The sequence below is a fragment of the Streptomyces sp. NPDC031274 genome, assembly GCF_055570235.1.
This window is the reverse complement of sequence record NZ_JBVIHP010000001.1, coordinates 511,042-526,402: the sequence shown is the minus strand read 5'-3', so window position 1 is coordinate 526,402 and position 15,361 is coordinate 511,042. Positions and strand designations below refer to the sequence as shown.

Sequence of the window (15,361 nt, the reverse complement as noted above, 5' to 3'; positions counted from 1 at the left end):
CTCCCCGGTGCGCACCGTCCCCTCGTACGTACGCCTCGAAAGGCCTCAACTCCCCATGCCCGAGCTGGTGTTCTTCTCCGGAACCATGGACTGCGGAAAGAGCACCCTGGCTCTGCAGATCGAGCACAACCGCTCGGCCCGCGGCCTGAAGGGGATGATCTTCACCCGTGACGACCGCGCGGGCGAGGGCAAGCTCTCCTCGCGGCTCGGACTCGTCACGGACGCGATCGAGGCCGCGGACGACTTCGACTTCTACGCCCACCTCGTCGACCACCTCTCACGGGGCGGCCGCGCGGACTATGTGATCGCGGACGAGGCGCAGTTCCTCGCCCCGGGGCAGATCGACCAGCTGGCCCGCGTCGTCGACGACCTGGGGCTCGACGTTTTCGCCTTCGGCATCACCACGGACTTCCGCTCCAAGCTCTTCCCCGGCTCGCAGCGCCTGGTCGAACTCGCCGACCGCGTCGAGGTGTTGCAGGTCGAGGCCCTGTGCTGGTGCGGCGCCCGCGCCACCCACAACGCCCGCACCATAGGGGGCGAGATGGTCGTCGAAGGCGCCCAGGTCGTCATCGGCGACGTCAACCACACGGCGGACGAGGTGGGTTACGAGGTGCTGTGCCGTCGTCACCATCGCAAGCGGACGACGAGCGCCACCTCTCACGCGGCGGCCCTGTCGCCGGACGTCCTGCCGGTCACTCCCGGTTGATCGCTTCGGGGCCCGTGTGGCGAGAACCGGCGCATCGGTGAGTGGGCCCTGTCGCCGCCCTTCGCCGTACAAGCGCATGCGCACACGCATGAATTCATCATGTTGAAGGCATGACGGCGAGGATTCCCCGGTCGGCGGGCAGTGGCCGAGACTCGAAGGTGCCAAGGATTCGGTCACCCGCCCAAAGGACTGCCATGGACATCGTTCCCGAGCTCTCGCCGTTCTTCCGCGGTCCTCAGCACTTGGTGCACAAGCCGGACAGCCCTGAGGCCTTCCTCCTCGATGTGGGCTCGCCCGTGCGACAGAGCTTCACGTACGCCACCGAACTGCCCGAGGACCACCCGCTGTTCGGCGACATGGCAGCCCCCTTCCACGATCTGCTCTTCCCCGTCGAGGCACTGCGGCACGCCGCGCTGTTCGCGGCCCGGCAGTACTTCCGGGTACCGCCGCAGCGGGTCACCGCGGTCTCCGCCAGCGGCACGGAGATCACCGACGTGGCTCCGTGGCGGCGGTCCGACGGGCCCGCGTGGATCGCGCTCGAACTCGCCCTCACCCCGGTCAACGTGATCACAGGAGTACCCCGTGGCCTGGAGTGCGAGGCCACCGTGTCGATCGGTGGCCGGCGCTGTGGCACGGCAGGGGCCGAGCTCGTCTTCCTCTCGCCCGGAGTGCACCGCGGTCACCGCGAGGCGGGGCGGCGGCAGAGCGAGCAGAGCCTCCTCGCCGGATGCGGGCAGATCGCGGTGTCCGGGGTGCCCGCGCCCGAACACGTGGGGCGCCGCAGCGCCCGCAACGTACTCGTGGGGCTGCCGGTCGAGGGCGATGACGAGCAGCTCGTCTTCCCCGTGGACCTGGAGGCGGCGGGCCAGGTGCTCGGCGACGAGGTGCCCGCGGCGCTGTTCCTGGAGGCCTCGCGGCAGGCGGCCCTGATGGCCGCCGCCGAACTGCACGGTTTCGTCACGTCGCACGCGCTGCTCACCCGCTGGCACGGTGCCTTCCGCGGCTTCGCCGAGCCCGCGCTCCCCCTGCGCTGTGCGGTGCGCGCGGAGAAGCCGGACGCCCGGGGCGCCGTACGGAATGCCGCCGGGTTACCCACGGCCCGGTTGCGTCTGGAGTTTCTGCAGGGCGACCGCGAAGTGGCCCAGGTGTCCGTGTCCGTACTGCAGGACTGCTAGGCACGCCATGCGATTCAGAGTGCTCGGACCGGTACGGATGGCGCCGCGGGCGCCGACCGCGGCCAAGCCGCGGGTGGTGCTCGCCACCCTGCTGATGCAGGGCAACAGCGTGGTCTCGACCCATACCCTCATCGATGAACTGTGGAGCACCGAGCCGCCCCGCACGGCCGCCACCACCCTGCAGGTCTACGTCTCCCACCTGCGCAAGGCACTCGTAGAAGGCGTCGCCGGTGTGAGGGACGAGGCGCAGCCGCTGCTCACCGTGCCGCCCGGCTATCTGATCCGGGTCGCCGCCGACGACCTCGACCTGCTGGTCTTCGAGACGTTGCGGGACGAAGGGCGGGCGGCCTACGCGCGCAAGGACTACGCGGAGGCGTCCCGGCGGCTCTCGCGGGCGCTTGCCCTGTGGACGGGCCCCGCGCTCTCCGGCATTCCGCACGGGCCGACCCTGGAGACCTCCGCGATCCGGCTCAACGAGCTGCGCCTGGAGGTCCTGGAACAGCGCGTCTCCGCGGATCTGCGCATGGGCCGCCACCAGGAGCTGATCGGTGAGCTCATGGCGCTCGCCCACGACCACCCCCTGCGCGAGACCGTGCACTGTCATCTGATGGTCGCGCTGTACCGCTCGGGGCGGCAGTCGGACGCCCTGCACGTGTACCACCGGGCCCGCCGGGGGCTCGTCGACGAACTCGGGGTGGAACCCGGCCCCGTGATGAGCCGCCTCCTGGAGCGGATTCTCGCCTCCGACTCCTCACTGACCTGGCAGGGGAACACCCCCGGTACCGCCGACGCTCCCCCCAGGACCCCGCCGGGCCCGGAGGGGCCCGTGGTGCGGCTGCCAGGACCGGTGGACCACTTCACCGGGCGCGAGGCCCAACTCGCCCTGGGCAGGCGGTTCCTGGAAGGCGCCGGGCCGCTGCCGGGGCGGGTGCTCGCGATGTCCGGGCGGGCCGGGGCCGGGAAGACCGCGCTCGCCGGACGCCTCGCGCACGACGCGGGCGACCTCTTCCCCGACGGCCGCGTACTGCTGTTGCTGCGTGACGCCGGGGGGCGCGCCCTGACCCCGCATGCCGCCCTGACGGCGCTGCTGCGCCGGCTGGGCGGCGGCAGGGGAGACGCGGGGCCCGTGGTGGGCGACGGGTCCGGGGCGTCCGCTGCCGCCCCGGAGGCCGAATCCGCCGATCTCGTCTACGAGTCGACCAAGGGCCGGAAGATGCTCTTCGTGCTCGACGACGCGGTGTCCGAGGCGCAGGTGCGGCCGGTACTCGCCGCGCTGCCCGACAGCACGGTCCTGCTGACCGGTCGGCAGGCGCTCGGCGCCCTCGACGGCGTACAGCACCTCGTCCTCGACGTGTTCGGCCGCCAGGAGGCGGAGGAGCTCCTGGTGCGGTGCGGCGGTCCCGCGATGAGCGAGGACCCGGCCGCGGTCGGCGAGACCGCCCGGCTGTGCGGCAATCTGCCGCTCGCGCTGCGGGTGGCCGCCGCGGGACTCGCCGCGCGCCCGCACTGGAGCGCCGCGGACCTCGTCGGGCGGCTCGCCGACGAGCGGACCAGGCTCACCTCGCTGGAGCTCGGCGACCTCGACGTGCGCAGCAGTCTGCTGACCGCCTACCGGGACGTGGGGCTACAGGGGCGGCAGGCCTTCCGGCTGCTCGGGCTCGCCCCGCTGCCCGACTTCCCGCTGTGGAGCGCGGCGGCGCTGCTCGACACGGATCTCCCGGAGGCCGAGCGGCACACCGAGGAGCTGGTGCGCGCCCAACTCCTTGAGGCCAGGCCCCGCCCCGGGCAGCTGGCGACGGTCCGCTACAGCTTCCACCCCCTGCTGCGGTCCCTGTCCCTGGAACTCCTCGACAAGCGGCCGGTGTCGGCGACCGACCGGCTCGGCCGTGCGTTCCTGGCCCTCGCGCGCCGCGCCGACGCCCTGCTCGCGCCCGGTCGCGACCCTCTCGGGGACATCCTGGAACCGTCGGCCGGTATCCACCCCGACGCACTGATCGGATCGGCGCCCCTCCAGTGGTTCCGGGAGGAGGCGGCGGGCCTCCTGGAGACCGTGCGGCAGGCGCACGCGGCCGGGCTCTGGCAGCTCTGCTTCGCCCTGGCGTCGGCGTCGGCGGGCTACTACGAGGCAGCGGCGCTGTGGGACGACTGGGAGCAGGGACACCAACTCGCCCTGGACGCGGCCCGGCAGGCCGGTGACCCCCAGGCGGAGGCCGCTGTGCTGCGCTCCCTCGGCGATCTGGCGTGGCAGCGGCAGGAGACGGCGACGGCCATCGACCGTTACCGCCTCGCCTGGCACCTCTTCACGCGCTGCGGGGACCGCGCGTCCGCCGCCCGCTGTCTGTCCGGCGAGGCGGACGTCATGCTCGGACAGGGCCGTGGGGCGCGCGCCGAGCGCTGCTACGTGCGCGCGCTGTCGGCCGGGCAGGCGGAGAACGACCCCCGGGGCACCGCCGACGCCCTGCGCGGCCTGGCCCTCGTGGCGCTGCGGGAAGGGCGCACCGCCGAGGCCCGCAGCCGGCTCGCCGAGTGCGCGGCGCAGGCCCGGCGTGCGGGGGACCGGCGCTGGGAGGAGTACGCCACGCGCACGCTGGGTGCCGTGGACGGGGCGGCGGCCGTAGGCCGTGAGGGAGACATCGCGGGCCGGCCGCTGGAGGTCAGGCCGGGCGTGTGGCTGCTTTCGGCGCTCGGTCCTGTCCTGCCCAGGGCGACCTGACCTGTGGGTTGCCGGTGCCGGCGTACCGTGGCGCCCGCAGCCTGAAGGGACGGTTGTGCGGCGTCAAAGCGCCCTGCGACAAGGCGTGTTGACCTAGTAGCGTTACGTGGTGACCCACCCGTGAGTGGCTCCCCCGGGACGCCACGGAAGGAGCGCAGACACAGTGCGCCGTATCGCGTCCGAAGTCCAGATCAGCGCCCGTCCCGACGAGGTGTGGGACGTCCTCACCGATTTCGAGCGGTTCCACGAATGGAACCCGTTCCTGGTGCGGGCCGCGGGCCGCGCCGAGCCGGGCCAACGCCTCATGCTGCGTTTCCGGTTGCCGCACGGCGGCCGCGAGATGGTGTTCAAGCCGACCGTCCTGACGAGCGAGCCGGGCCGACTGCTGCGCTGGCGGGGCAGACTCGGCCTGCCCGGCGTTTTCGACGGGCTGCACACCTTCGAGCTGACGCCGAGCGGGGGCGGCACCCATGTGCTGCAGAGCGAGACGTTCACCGGCGCGCTCGTCCCCGTCACCGGATCCGTCATCCGGCAGAGCGAGGCGGGGTTCGGGATGCTGACCGACGCCCTGAAGGGGCGGGTGGAGGAGCGGGCCGCCGCGAACTGAGGGCCGCGGCGGACTGACAGCCGAGAGCCGAGAGCCGAGAGCCGAGAGCCGAGAGCCGAGACGCGCGAGCCTGGCGGGGAAGCCCGCCGCCGGCCCCCCGGGGGAAGTGGGGCCGGCGGCAGGCTGGCCCCGGGACCGCGCCGAACGGGTGCGGCGCATGTCCATCACTCTGCCCGGGCGCTCTAAAGGCGCACTTGGGCCCGGTTCGACGGACGATCTGCAAGGGCCTCTTTAGCCGCTGCCGGGAGAGTCGAGCGACCGTGACTCCTCCGGAAAGGCAGCGTTGACGATGACAACTGAGCTGACCGCACAAGTGTGCGTGGTCGGAGGGGGGCCCGCGGGCCTCACCCTGGCCGTGGAGCTCGCCAAGCGCTCGGTCTCCGTCGTGGTCCTGGAGCAGAGCGGCCACTTCGACCGGTCGTTCCGTGGCGAGTCGGTCTCTCCCGACTCGGTGTGGCTCCTCGACCGCCTCGGTGTCCTGGGGCGGCTCGACGGCGCCTACCAGCAGATGCACCGCATGGAGATAGTGGACTCCGGCAGCGCCGTGCTGCGAGCCGACTTCACCCGCTTCCCTTATCCGCACCCCTACCCGGTCGAGATGCCGCAGCCCGCGCTCCTGTCGGCACTCGCAGGGCTCGGCGAGGAGTACTCCGACGACTTCACGCTGCTCCGCAAGGCCACGGCGGTGGGCCTGGTGCGCGAGGGCCAGGGGCCGGTGACCGGGGTGCGGGCGCGCACTCCGGAGGGCGAGGTCACGGTGCACGCGGCCCTGACGGTGGCGGCGGACGGCCGGTTCAGCAAGGTGCGGGAGATGTCGGGGCTTCCCTACACCCGCATGCCGCTGGAGCGGGACGTGGTGTGGCTGAAGCTGCCGTTCCCGAAGGAATGGGACGACCGCACGTACCGCATTCGCATCGAGGGCGATCAGCACGGCCTGTTCATCCCCACCCACCCCGACAGCGTGCGGGTGGGCTTCAACATCCCCAAGGGTGGCCTCAAGGAGCTGCGCGCCAAGGGGCTGCCCGCCCTGTACGAGCGCCTGGACCGGCTCGCCCCCGAGCTGTCCGGCACGGTGCGCTCGGAGATCCGCAGCTGGTCGGACACGTCGATGCTGGACATCTTCACCACCCTGGTGCCGCGCTGGTCCTGCCCAGGGCTGGTACTGACCGGCGACGCCGCGCACACCCTGACGCCGATTCTCGGGCAGGGCGTCAACCACGCCATCATCGACGCGGTGACGCTGGCTCCACTGGTGCAGCGGGCGTTCGCGGCCGGCGGCTCGGTCGAAGAACTGGCCCGCGCGGGCGAGGAGTTCCAGCGGGCCCGGGAGACGTCGGTGAGCAAATCGCGGGGGCTTCAGCTGCGCCAGGAGCGGCTCTTCGCGCTGCACGGCGCCGGTGGCATCCTCCGGCGCACCCTGTACCGGGCCGTGGACCGCAGCCAGCGGCTGAAGCAGCGGGTGCTCGCGGGCGCGTACTTCCAGTTGCAGCAGAAGGGCCCGCACGCGGTGCCCACGCACCAACCGGCGTCGCGTGTGTGACGGCACGCGCTGCTCCACGGCGAAGGCCCTGACTCCGGGCGGGAGTCAGGGCCTTCGCCGTGCCCGTGCGGGGCGCGCGGCGCGGGAGTGTCACCAGGCGACGGGCAGCCGGGTCAGTCCGTGCACCATCATCCCGGTCGTCATGCGCAGGTCGGCGACGTCTTCGGCGAGCTTCAGGGCGGGGAAGCGGCGCAGCAACGAGCCGATGACGATCTGCAGTTCGGCGCGGGCGAGCGCCGCGCCGAGGCAGTGGTGCGGTCCGTGGCCGAAGGCGACGTGCTGGGTCGCCGAGGGGCGTCGGGGGTCGAAGTCGGCGGGCGAGCCCTCGGGGAAGCGCGCCGCGTCCTGATTGGCCGAGCAGATCGCCGCGAGCACGGCGCTGCCCTTGGGGATGAGCGTGCCGCTGAGCTCGACGTCCTCCAGGGTGATGCGCAGCGGCCCGCCGTCGCCGATCGGGTTGATCCGCATCAGCTCCTCGACGGCGTGGTCGATCATGTCGGGGTTCTCACGCAGCGCGGCCAGGTGCTCGGGGTGGCGCAGCAGGGTCAGCACACAGGTGCCGATCATGGAGACGGTCGTCTCGTGCCCGGCGACGAGCAGCGTGATGCACATGGTGATCAGCTCGTGCTCGGTGAGCCGGCCCTCCTCGTCGTGAGCGGTGACGAGCGCTCCGATGAGGTCGTCGGTGGGCTCGTCCCGCTTGCGCTGGATGAGAGCCGCCAGATACGCGATCATCGACGCGCGCTGGGCGGCGGTCTCCTCGGGGGTGTGCGAGGTGAGCGACACGAAGGCGTCGGACCAGGCGCGGAAGCGGCCCCGGTCCTCGAAGGGCACGCCGAGCAGCTCGCAGATGACCATCACCGGCAGCGGGAAGGCCAGTTCGGTGTTGAGGTCGACGGGCGGCGCGAGACGCTCCATCGAGTCGAGCAGTCCGTCGGTGAGTTCCTGGATGCGCGGGCGCAGTTGCTGCACGCGACGCCCGGTGAACTCCCGCAGGACCAGCTTGCGCAGCCGGGTGTGCTCGGGCGGGTCCATCGTGAACAGGCCGCCGGCCAGCGGGGGCGTGCTGGACAGCTGGGGGGCGCCGGGCTCGACGGTGGCGGCGCGGCTGAAGCGGGGGTCGGCGAGTACGGTGCGCACGTCGTCGTAGCGGGTGACCACATGCCCCGGGTCACCGCTCGGCAGACGTACGTGAGCGACCGGGCACCGCTCCCTCAGTTCCTCGTACACCGGCGGGACTTCGATGGCGGACGGCCGGTGGAACGGGTAGCTCAGAGTCGGCTCGGCGGCGCTCGCGCCGCTGGGGGCCGACTGCTCTTCGATGTCCATGGGTGCTGCCTCCATGAAGGGGGTCAGGGCTCGCGAGATCGTCGCAACGCGGGCTTGTGGCACGGCAAAGGCCGTGCTGGCGGGGGTGCGGGGGCGGTTCAGCGCTGCCAGCCGTCGGTCGTGCGCAGCCCGTATCCCAGGGCTCGGTCGAGGGCGATGTGCAGCAGCCAGGCGAGGCCGAAGGTGAAGGGTGCGGCATTCTGGCCGGGGCCGTCCGCGAGCAGGGCCACCACCGTCATGAGGACCAGCGGCCCGACCGGCCGGTGGACGAGGTTGTACGTGCCCACGGTGGCGCGCGGCAGCTGACCGTGCCGATGCGGTCCCGAGGCGCCGACGAAGAACGACAGGTCGGGTGCGATGAAGCCGAGCAGGCCGAGCGGGATGACCCAGCCCGTGTGCTTGACCATCTCGAACACGACCCAGACGAGCAGGAACACGCCGAGCAGCGCCCAGGCGGTGCGGACCGCCACCGACGTCGAACTGCGGGTGGCGTCCCGGGTGGCGGAAGACGTCATGAGCTCACTCCTAGTGGGGGAACGGGCGTGCGTGCGGGTGCGGGTGCGTGCGGGCTTACGGCATGCGTCGGCGTCACCATCGCGGACCGCCCTAAAGGCTCGGATGGGCCCCGGCCGCGAGCCGCCGCGGCCCTCGGATTTGGCCGCCCTTTAGCCGTCGACCGCACGCTGCGTGATGTGTCGGCCGGGATCCGCTCCGCAGTGGATCCGGCGCCCTCCCGGCCGGGCAGTGACCCGGCCCGCGCATGTCCATGCTGTGCGGGCCCGGCTCGGCCCGTCCGGTCGGCCGCCGGCCGAGCGCCGCGCGGCGGACCCCGCCGGCACACCCACGCAGAACGGACCCGAGGCGGAGCAAGATGACGCGATACCTGGCCCGGAGCAGCATTGACGAGAGCTCGAGCGCGGACATACGGCTGTTCTGTTTCCCCTACGCGGGCGGCGGCGCCTCGGCGTACGGGCGCTGGCAGCGCACCCTGGACGCCCACGGCGCGGGGGTGCGGGTCATGCCCATCCAGCTCCCCGGCCGTGAAGGGCGCATCGACGAACCGCGGTTCACCGATCTGCAGGCCCTGATCGACGACATGGACGCCCAGCTCGACGACGAGCTGGAGCAGCCCCACATCTTCTACGGGCACAGCATGGGCGCGTTGATCGCCTACTCGCTTGCCTGGCGGCGGCAGCAGCGCGGCGCACCGCTGCCGCTCGCCGTCGTACTGAGCGCCTACCGGGCACCGCACCTGCCCGCGCCGCAGATCGCCCGCCCGGAGGCGAGCGACGAGGAGCTGATCGAGAGCCTGGCCGCGCTCGGCGGAATACCCCAAGTGCTCCTGAACCACCCGGACTTCCTCGCCGCCCTCCTTCCGGTGGCCCGCGACGACCTGCTGCTGTGCACGGGTGACGCGGCCTCGTGCCTCTCCGAGCCGCTGCGGGTGCCGCTGCACCTGTTCGCAGGCCGCAGGGACCGGCTGGTTTCGGTGCCCGAGGTGGTCTCGTGGCGGCGGCACGCGGGGCGGGGCTGCGAGGTGCGGACCATGCCGGGCGGGCACTTCTTCGTCCGGGCTCACGAGGAGGCGTTCCTGGGTGAACTGGCCCCGCTGGTACGTCAGTACGCGCGGGTGCCCGTCGCCGCCTGACGGCGCGGCCCCGACTCGGCACCAAGGCGGCCGGACCATGAATTCCTCATGGTCCGGCCCTCGCGCACGCACGGTCCGGCCCGTGTCCGGATCACTGTCCCGGTACGCCCCCGCGTGCCACCGTGAGGGGTCGCCGGAGCGGGCCGCGACCCGATCAGGAGGTGCGCTGTGATGCCGAAGACCCAGCCGTGGCCGCTCGTGCTCGACGACGTGTACGGCCCCCATGACGTGCGCGCCCTGCGACCCGCGCGACTGCCCGCACTGGCCGAGGAGGTCCGGGAGTCGCTTGCCGCCCACCCCGGTGCGGACACCGGCGTCGAGCTGGGCATCGCGCTGCACCGGGTCTTCGACTCCGCGCGGGATCAGGTGGTCTGGGGAAGCCCTCAGCTGTCGTACGCCCATGAACTGCTGTGTGAACGCCGTGAGTTCATGGGGCGTTCCGGCGCCGCCGGGTCGGACAACCCCCTGGGTGTACGGGCCCTTTCGTACGCCGAAGGGCTCGCTCGCGCCTTCCTGCTCGGCGGGCGCACCGACCGGCACGCGATCGCCGTCGTGGACGGCGCGACCCTCGCGACCGACGCGGCCCGTGAGGCCCTGGACTCCCTCGCCCGCACCCCCGAACTGCGGATCGTCGTCGTGGTCCACGGGGAAGTCGCCGAGGGAGGAGGGCCGCACCGGGGTGCGCGTGGCGGGATCACCGGCCGGATCGTCGGGGGCGCTCTGCGCCGTGCTCCCCTCGTCGGGGCGAGCCTGTACGACGCGTTCACCGGGCCGGGTCTCGAACACACCGGGCCGGTCGACGGCCGCAGCCCCGCGCGGCTGGAATCCGCGCTGCGCGCCGCCAGGGACGCGGGCCGCCCGGCGGTCGTGCACTGTGTGACCCCGGGGCGGGCCAGGGCCGGGCGGCTCGGTGTGCTGCCCTCGCGGTCGTGGGCGGCCGTCTTCGCCGAGGAGCTGGCCGAGGCCGGGGTGGAGCAGCCGGACGTCGTCGCGGTGAGCGCCGCCCACCGGCTTCCCCATGTCCTCGCGGAGTTCGCCGCGATCCACCCGGAGCGTGCCTTCGCCACGGGCGGCACCCGGGAGCACGCCGTCCACTGCGCGGCGGGCCTGGCCGCCGGGGGGCTGCACCCCGTGCTCGCCGTTCCTGACGGGGTGCCGATGCCCTCGGTCGGGCGCGGGCACGGGACCACCTTCGTGCTCGACGGGGCGCCGTCCCCGGCCGGGCTGCCGGACGGTGTGCGCTGTGCGGTGCCGCGCGACGGGGCGCGGTTGCGGGCGCGGCTGCGGGAGGCCCTCGGCACCGCGGACGCGCCCACCGCGGTGTGCTTCCCCGAAGGGCCCGTCTGCCCGGACATCGAGGCCGTGGCCCATGACCGGGGACTCGACGTGCTGTGCCGTGCGCCGCAGCAGGTCCCCGACGACGTACTCATCGTGTCGGTCGGATCCATGGCCCGGATCTGCCTGGAGGCGGCCCGGCTGCTCGACGACCGGGGCGTGGGGGTGACCGTCGTGGACCCGGGGTGGACCACACCGCTCCCCGCGCGGCTCGGTGAACTCGCCGCCGAGCACGCCCTTTCGGTGACGGTGCGGGACGGTGCGCTGTCCTTCGCCGGGGTCGGTGAGTCGGGCGGTGAGGCGCGCGGTGAGTCGGTGGGTGAGGCAGTGGGTGGGGCGGTCGGCGGCGCCTCGCTGACCGGCGCCGCCGTCGCCGAGAGCGTCGCGCTGCGGCTCGGTGAACTCCACGACGCCTGCGGCTGACCCCCGCCCCGTACGCCGCTGTGGCCCGCAACCCGGATGACCGGGCGGCGGGCCACAGCGGCGTACGGGGACGGACTCAGCCCACGGTCTGCGCGGGAGTCTGGACCGCCGGAGCCCCGGTGACGTCCTCGGCGCCGGTCGTGCCCTCGGCGGCACCCCCGGCCGTGCTCTGCGGGCCGGCCGAGGCGAGGGGCCCGCGGCGGAAGCCGAAGAGCCCGGTGAGCACGGACAGGACCAGGAACACGAGGAGGACCGTGAACGCGGACTGCAGCCCGTTCACCAGCGCGACATCAGGGTTCGCGCCGTGCGCCGCCTCCGAGGCCGTCTTGTTGTTGAGCACCGTCACGGCGACGGCGATACCGAACGCGGCGCCGATCTGCGTCGAGGCGTTGAGCAGCGCGGAAGTGGTCCCCGCGTCCTCGTCGGTCGCCTCCGACGTGCCCACGACCGGGGTCGGGATGAGGCAGAAGACCAGGCCGACGCCGAACAGGGTGGTGGCCGGAAGGAGGAAGCTCCAGTAGCCGGTGTGCACGGGAAGGCCGATCAGCATGACGACGCAGCCCGCGAGCGCGACCGTACCGGCCAGGTACATGTTCCGCGGCCCCGTCCTGCCGATCAGCGTGGAGGCGAGGGGAGCGAGGACCATCAGCGCGATGCTCACCGGCAGATACGCCAGACCGGTCCGCAGCGGGCTGTAACCGAGGACGCCCTGCATCCACAGCGGAAGGAGGAAGAAGATCGGCATCATGATCGCCGCGGTGAGGAACTCACCGAGGCCGCCCGCCACCACCGAACGCGAGCGGAAAAGACGCAGCGGCACGAGCGGCGCCTTGCTGCGCCCCTCCACCACGACGAACGCGATCAGCAGCGAGGCCGCGACGGCGAAGGCCCCGAGGGTGCGCCAGTCCGTCCAGCCGTGGTCGCCGGAGGTCACGATGGCGTACACGAGCAGCAGCAGACCGCCGGTCGCCGTGACCGCTCCGGCCAGGTCCTTGGCGGGCCGCTCGCCCGACGGCCTGAGCGCCTTGACGAGGACGAGGGCGGCCGCCCCGACGGCCAGGCCGACCGGCACATTGATCCAGAACGCCCAGCGCCAGTCGACGTTGACGATGGCTCCGCCCATGATGGTCCCGGTGCTCGCGCCGATCCCGATCACCGCGCCCCACACGCCGAACGCCTTCGCCCGCTCCTTGGTGTCGGGGAACACCGTCACCAGGATGGACAGCGAGGCGGGCGACAGAGCCGCGGCGCCGATGCCCTGCAGTGCACGCGCGGTGAGCAGCGCGCCCTCCGAATCGGCGAGTCCGGCGCCCAGCGAGGCGAGCGTGAACAGCGCGAGACCGGCCAGGAAGACAAGGCGGCGGCCGAGTACGTCGGCGAGCCGGCCGCCGAGCAGCAGGAGGCCTCCGAAGAGGAGGACGTAGATGTTCATGACCCACTGCAGGCCGGTGGTCGACAGGCCGATGGACTCCTTGAGCCTGGGGCCCATCACATTGACGACGGACGAGTCGATGGCGATGACGAACTGGGCAAGGGAGATGACTCCGAGCACCCACCAGCGCCGGGGGTCTGGCGGGGCGGTGGCGGCAGGTGCGGACGCCCCCGCGTGAGCGGTGCCCCGCTCGGGAGCCGAGTCGGTCTTCATGAGGTCTCCTCGCATGCCGGGCCGGGGTGGCCGGGGGCGACTAGATGTTCCGGGTGGGCCGTGCGTGCAGGTTCCGGGTGGTCGTGCGTGCAGGTACGTCAGCGTGCGCGCGAGCGCTTGCGGCTCGCTGAAGCGACGCCTCCGCCACCCGCCCGGCGGCCCGGGTGCAACCGGCCCTTTAGGTCTCCCGCACACGGTGACTGGCCACGAGCGGCGGCGGTGTCCCTCCGTGTGGCTGCTGCACGAGCGACAGGAGAAGCGGAACGTGACCACAGCAGTGACGACCCCTGAGGCGGAGCGGCTGGGCCCGCTCGACCGGCTCCGCGCCCTGCACCAGGAAGGACGGATCGCGGCCGAGTACCCGGCGGTGCCCGCCCTCCTCGCCGAACTCACCGGCCATGACGCGGACTTCGCGGCTCTTGCCCGCGCCGGACGGCTGCTCGCCCGGGTCTCGCCGGAGAGCATCGGAGAGCTGCACCCTGGCGCCGCACCGGCGACCGTGGCGCTCACCGGACACGGCATGCTGGACGCGCTGCCCCCGGCGCTCACCGCTCAGTTCGCCCGGCACGGCATACCGGTGCGGATCTCTGACGCGGAGTACGACTCCTGGCTGCGGGACCTCCAGGACACGTCGAGCCCGCTGTACGAGCCCGGCACGGAACTCGCCCTGTGCGTCCTGGACGCGCAGGTCGTCTTCGACGAGCTCCCGCTGCCCTGGCAGATCGCGGACCTGGCCGCGGTCCTCGACAGCAAGCTGAAGCAGCTCACCGGGCTCGTCGGGCGCTACACCGAGCACGGCCCCGGCACCCTGGTCCTCAACACCCTGCCCCTCCTGAGTGGCCACACGCACCAGCTCGTCGACCACGCCTCGCGCGCCGAGCTCTCGCTGCGCTGGCGCGAGTTCAACGCGGGGCTGCTGCGTCTGGCGGCCGGACACCCGCGCCTGCACGTGGTCGACCTGGACCCGCTGATCGCCGACGGCGGCCCGGTGCGCGACAGCAGGCTCGCCGCGTACGCGAAGGTCCACCTGGGCGAGGAGCTCCTGGGGCGGTACGCGCGGGAGATCGGGCACCTCGCCCGGACGCTGCGCGGGCGCGCCAAGAAGGTCCTCGTCGTCGACCTCGACAACACCCTGTGGGACGGCATTCTCGGCGACGACGGCGCGGACGGCATCGCCGCGGCGACGACCTACCGCGGCGAGGCGTTCGGCAAGTTCCAGCGCGCCGTCAAACAGATCGGCGCCCAGGGCGTGCTGCTCGCGGTATGCAGCAAGAACGACCGGGAGCCCGTCGTCGACGTGCTGCGCGACCACCCCGACATGACGCTGCGCGAGGCCGACTTCACGCGGATCAACGCCAACTGGGATCCCAAGGACGGGAATCTGCGGGACATCGCCACACGCCTCAACCTCGGCGTGGACAGCTTCGTGTTCGCCGACGACTCGCCCTTCGAGTGCGGCCTCGTGGCGGCCGGCCTGCCGGAGGTCGCCGTGGTCCGGCTCGACGAGGAGCCCGCGCTGCACGTGGACCGGCTGCTCGCCGACGGCTGGTTCGACGTGCGCTCCCTGACCGCCGAGGACCGGCTGCGATCGGGGCAGTACCGCTCCGAGGCCGACCGGCAGGACCTCCAGGAGAGCTCGGGCTCGATGGAGGACTATCTGCGGGCCCTGGACATCCGCCTGGAGATGTCGCCCGTACGCGACCACGAAGTGGCCCGCGTCTCCCAGATCACCCTGCGCACCAACCAGTTCAACCTCACCACCCGCAGGCTGCAGGAGGCCGACGTACAGGAGCGGCGTACCGACCCGGACCATCTCGTCCTGGCGTTGCGCGCCCGCGACAAGTTCGGTGACAACGGCGTGATCGGGGCCGTCTTCGCGCACCGCGACGGCGACGCCCTGCACCTGGACAACATGCTCCTCAGCTGCCGGGTCTTCGCCCGGGGCATCGAACAGGCGGCGGTGTCCGCGCTCCTCGCGCACGCCCGTGACACCGGGGCGGCGGCCGTGCACGCGAGCTACCGCCCCACCGCGAAGAACCACCGGGTGCGCGGCTTCTACCCCTCGCTCGGCTTCGAGACCACCGCTGAAACAGCCGACGGCGGGCTCGAGTTCGTCCACCGGCTCGGCGACGTCCCACCGGTACCCGGACATCTGGCCCTGGACGCCGACTTCGCCTGACGCCGCCACCCGGCGTGCCTGCGTCGAGGCCGTACAAGCGCGCCGAGCCCCCGCACAAGCG

The 15,361-nt window shown here is 72.7% G+C and carries 11 protein-coding genes; 8 read left to right on the top strand and 3 right to left on the bottom strand.

The features are described 5' to 3' along the window. Positions 1–55: 55 nt before the first annotated feature. The 5 genes from ACZ5CR_RS02405 (at position 56) to ACZ5CR_RS02385 (ending at position 6,741) form a co-directional block, all read left to right on the top strand. Positions 56–706, top strand: a complete 651-nt coding sequence (locus tag ACZ5CR_RS02405; protein ID WP_468852987.1) for a thymidine kinase — start codon at positions 56–58, stop codon at positions 704–706. Positions 707–900: 194 nt separating this feature from the next. Continuing rightward, entirely contained in the window at positions 901–1,881 is a 981-nt protein-coding gene (locus ACZ5CR_RS02400) for an AfsA-related hotdog domain-containing protein (protein WP_468852771.1), read from the top strand. Positions 1,882–1,888: 7 nt separating this feature from the next. After that, complete coding sequence (locus tag ACZ5CR_RS02395) at positions 1,889–4,594, top strand: AfsR/SARP family transcriptional regulator (protein ID WP_468852769.1); 2,706 nt, start codon at positions 1,889–1,891, stop codon at positions 4,592–4,594. Between the two features lie 163 nt (positions 4,595–4,757). Further along, on the top strand, positions 4,758–5,201 hold the full coding sequence (locus ACZ5CR_RS02390; RefSeq protein ID WP_468852768.1) for an SRPBCC family protein: 444 nt from the start codon (positions 4,758–4,760) through the stop codon (positions 5,199–5,201). A 289-nt stretch (positions 5,202–5,490) separates the two neighbouring features. Further along, entirely contained in the window at positions 5,491–6,741 is a 1,251-nt protein-coding gene (locus ACZ5CR_RS02385) for an FAD-dependent oxidoreductase (RefSeq protein WP_468852766.1), read from the top strand. Between the two features lie 90 nt (positions 6,742–6,831). Here the strand turns inward: ACZ5CR_RS02385 and ACZ5CR_RS02380 are convergent, their stop codons facing one another. Next, a complete protein-coding gene (locus ACZ5CR_RS02380) occupies positions 6,832–8,070 on the bottom strand; it encodes a cytochrome P450 (protein WP_468852764.1) in 1,239 nt (412 codons plus the stop codon). Positions 8,071–8,168: 98 nt separating this feature from the next. After that, positions 8,169–8,585, bottom strand: coding sequence for a DUF4260 family protein (locus tag ACZ5CR_RS02375; protein WP_468852762.1), 417 nt, complete (start codon positions 8,583–8,585; stop codon positions 8,169–8,171). Between the two features lie 356 nt (positions 8,586–8,941). On the opposite strand from ACZ5CR_RS02375, the gene ACZ5CR_RS02370 reads away from it, so the two are divergent. Both ACZ5CR_RS02370 and ACZ5CR_RS02365 read left to right on the top strand, forming a co-directional pair. Beyond that, the gene (locus ACZ5CR_RS02370; protein WP_468852760.1) at positions 8,942–9,718 is read left to right on the top strand and encodes a thioesterase II family protein; all 777 of its coding nucleotides are present in this window, start codon (positions 8,942–8,944) and stop codon (positions 9,716–9,718) included. A 171-nt stretch (positions 9,719–9,889) separates the two neighbouring features. Beyond that, complete coding sequence (locus tag ACZ5CR_RS02365) at positions 9,890–11,476, top strand: 1-deoxy-D-xylulose-5-phosphate synthase N-terminal domain-containing protein (protein ID WP_468852758.1); 1,587 nt, start codon at positions 9,890–9,892, stop codon at positions 11,474–11,476. A 76-nt stretch (positions 11,477–11,552) separates the two neighbouring features. On the opposite strand, the gene ACZ5CR_RS02360 is transcribed toward ACZ5CR_RS02365, so the two are convergent. Continuing rightward, entirely contained in the window at positions 11,553–13,121 is a 1,569-nt protein-coding gene (locus ACZ5CR_RS02360) for a DHA2 family efflux MFS transporter permease subunit (protein ID WP_468852756.1), read from the bottom strand. A gap of 265 nt (positions 13,122–13,386) precedes the next feature. Here ACZ5CR_RS02360 and ACZ5CR_RS02355 point away from each other — a divergent pair, with 265 nt between their 5' ends. Continuing rightward, positions 13,387–15,300: an HAD-IIIC family phosphatase gene (locus tag ACZ5CR_RS02355; protein WP_468852753.1), complete on the top strand. Its 1,914-nt coding sequence runs from the start codon at positions 13,387–13,389 to the stop codon at positions 15,298–15,300. Positions 15,301–15,361: the final 61 nt, after the last annotated feature.

Excerpts from the sequence above, each read along its gene's own strand:
- ACZ5CR_RS02380 (WP_468852764.1), bottom strand. The coding sequence starts at position 8,070 with ATGGACATCGAAGAGCAGTCGGCCCCCAGCGGCGCGAGCGCCGCCGAG.
- ACZ5CR_RS02360 (WP_468852756.1), bottom strand. The coding sequence starts at position 13,121 with ATGAAGACCGACTCGGCTCCCGAGCGGGGCACCGCTCACGCGGGGGCG.
- ACZ5CR_RS02375 (WP_468852762.1), bottom strand. The coding sequence starts at position 8,585 with ATGACGTCTTCCGCCACCCGGGACGCCACCCGCAGTTCGACGTCGGTG.
- ACZ5CR_RS02370 (WP_468852760.1), top strand. The coding sequence starts at position 8,942 with ATGACGCGATACCTGGCCCGGAGCAGCATTGACGAGAGCTCGAGCGCG.
- ACZ5CR_RS02395 (WP_468852769.1), top strand. The coding sequence starts at position 1,889 with ATGCGATTCAGAGTGCTCGGACCGGTACGGATGGCGCCGCGGGCGCCG.
- ACZ5CR_RS02365 (WP_468852758.1), top strand. The coding sequence starts at position 9,890 with ATGCCGAAGACCCAGCCGTGGCCGCTCGTGCTCGACGACGTGTACGGC.
- ACZ5CR_RS02385 (WP_468852766.1), top strand. The coding sequence starts at position 5,491 with ATGACAACTGAGCTGACCGCACAAGTGTGCGTGGTCGGAGGGGGGCCC.
- ACZ5CR_RS02400 (WP_468852771.1), top strand. The coding sequence starts at position 901 with ATGGACATCGTTCCCGAGCTCTCGCCGTTCTTCCGCGGTCCTCAGCAC.
- ACZ5CR_RS02405 (WP_468852987.1), top strand. The coding sequence starts at position 56 with ATGCCCGAGCTGGTGTTCTTCTCCGGAACCATGGACTGCGGAAAGAGC.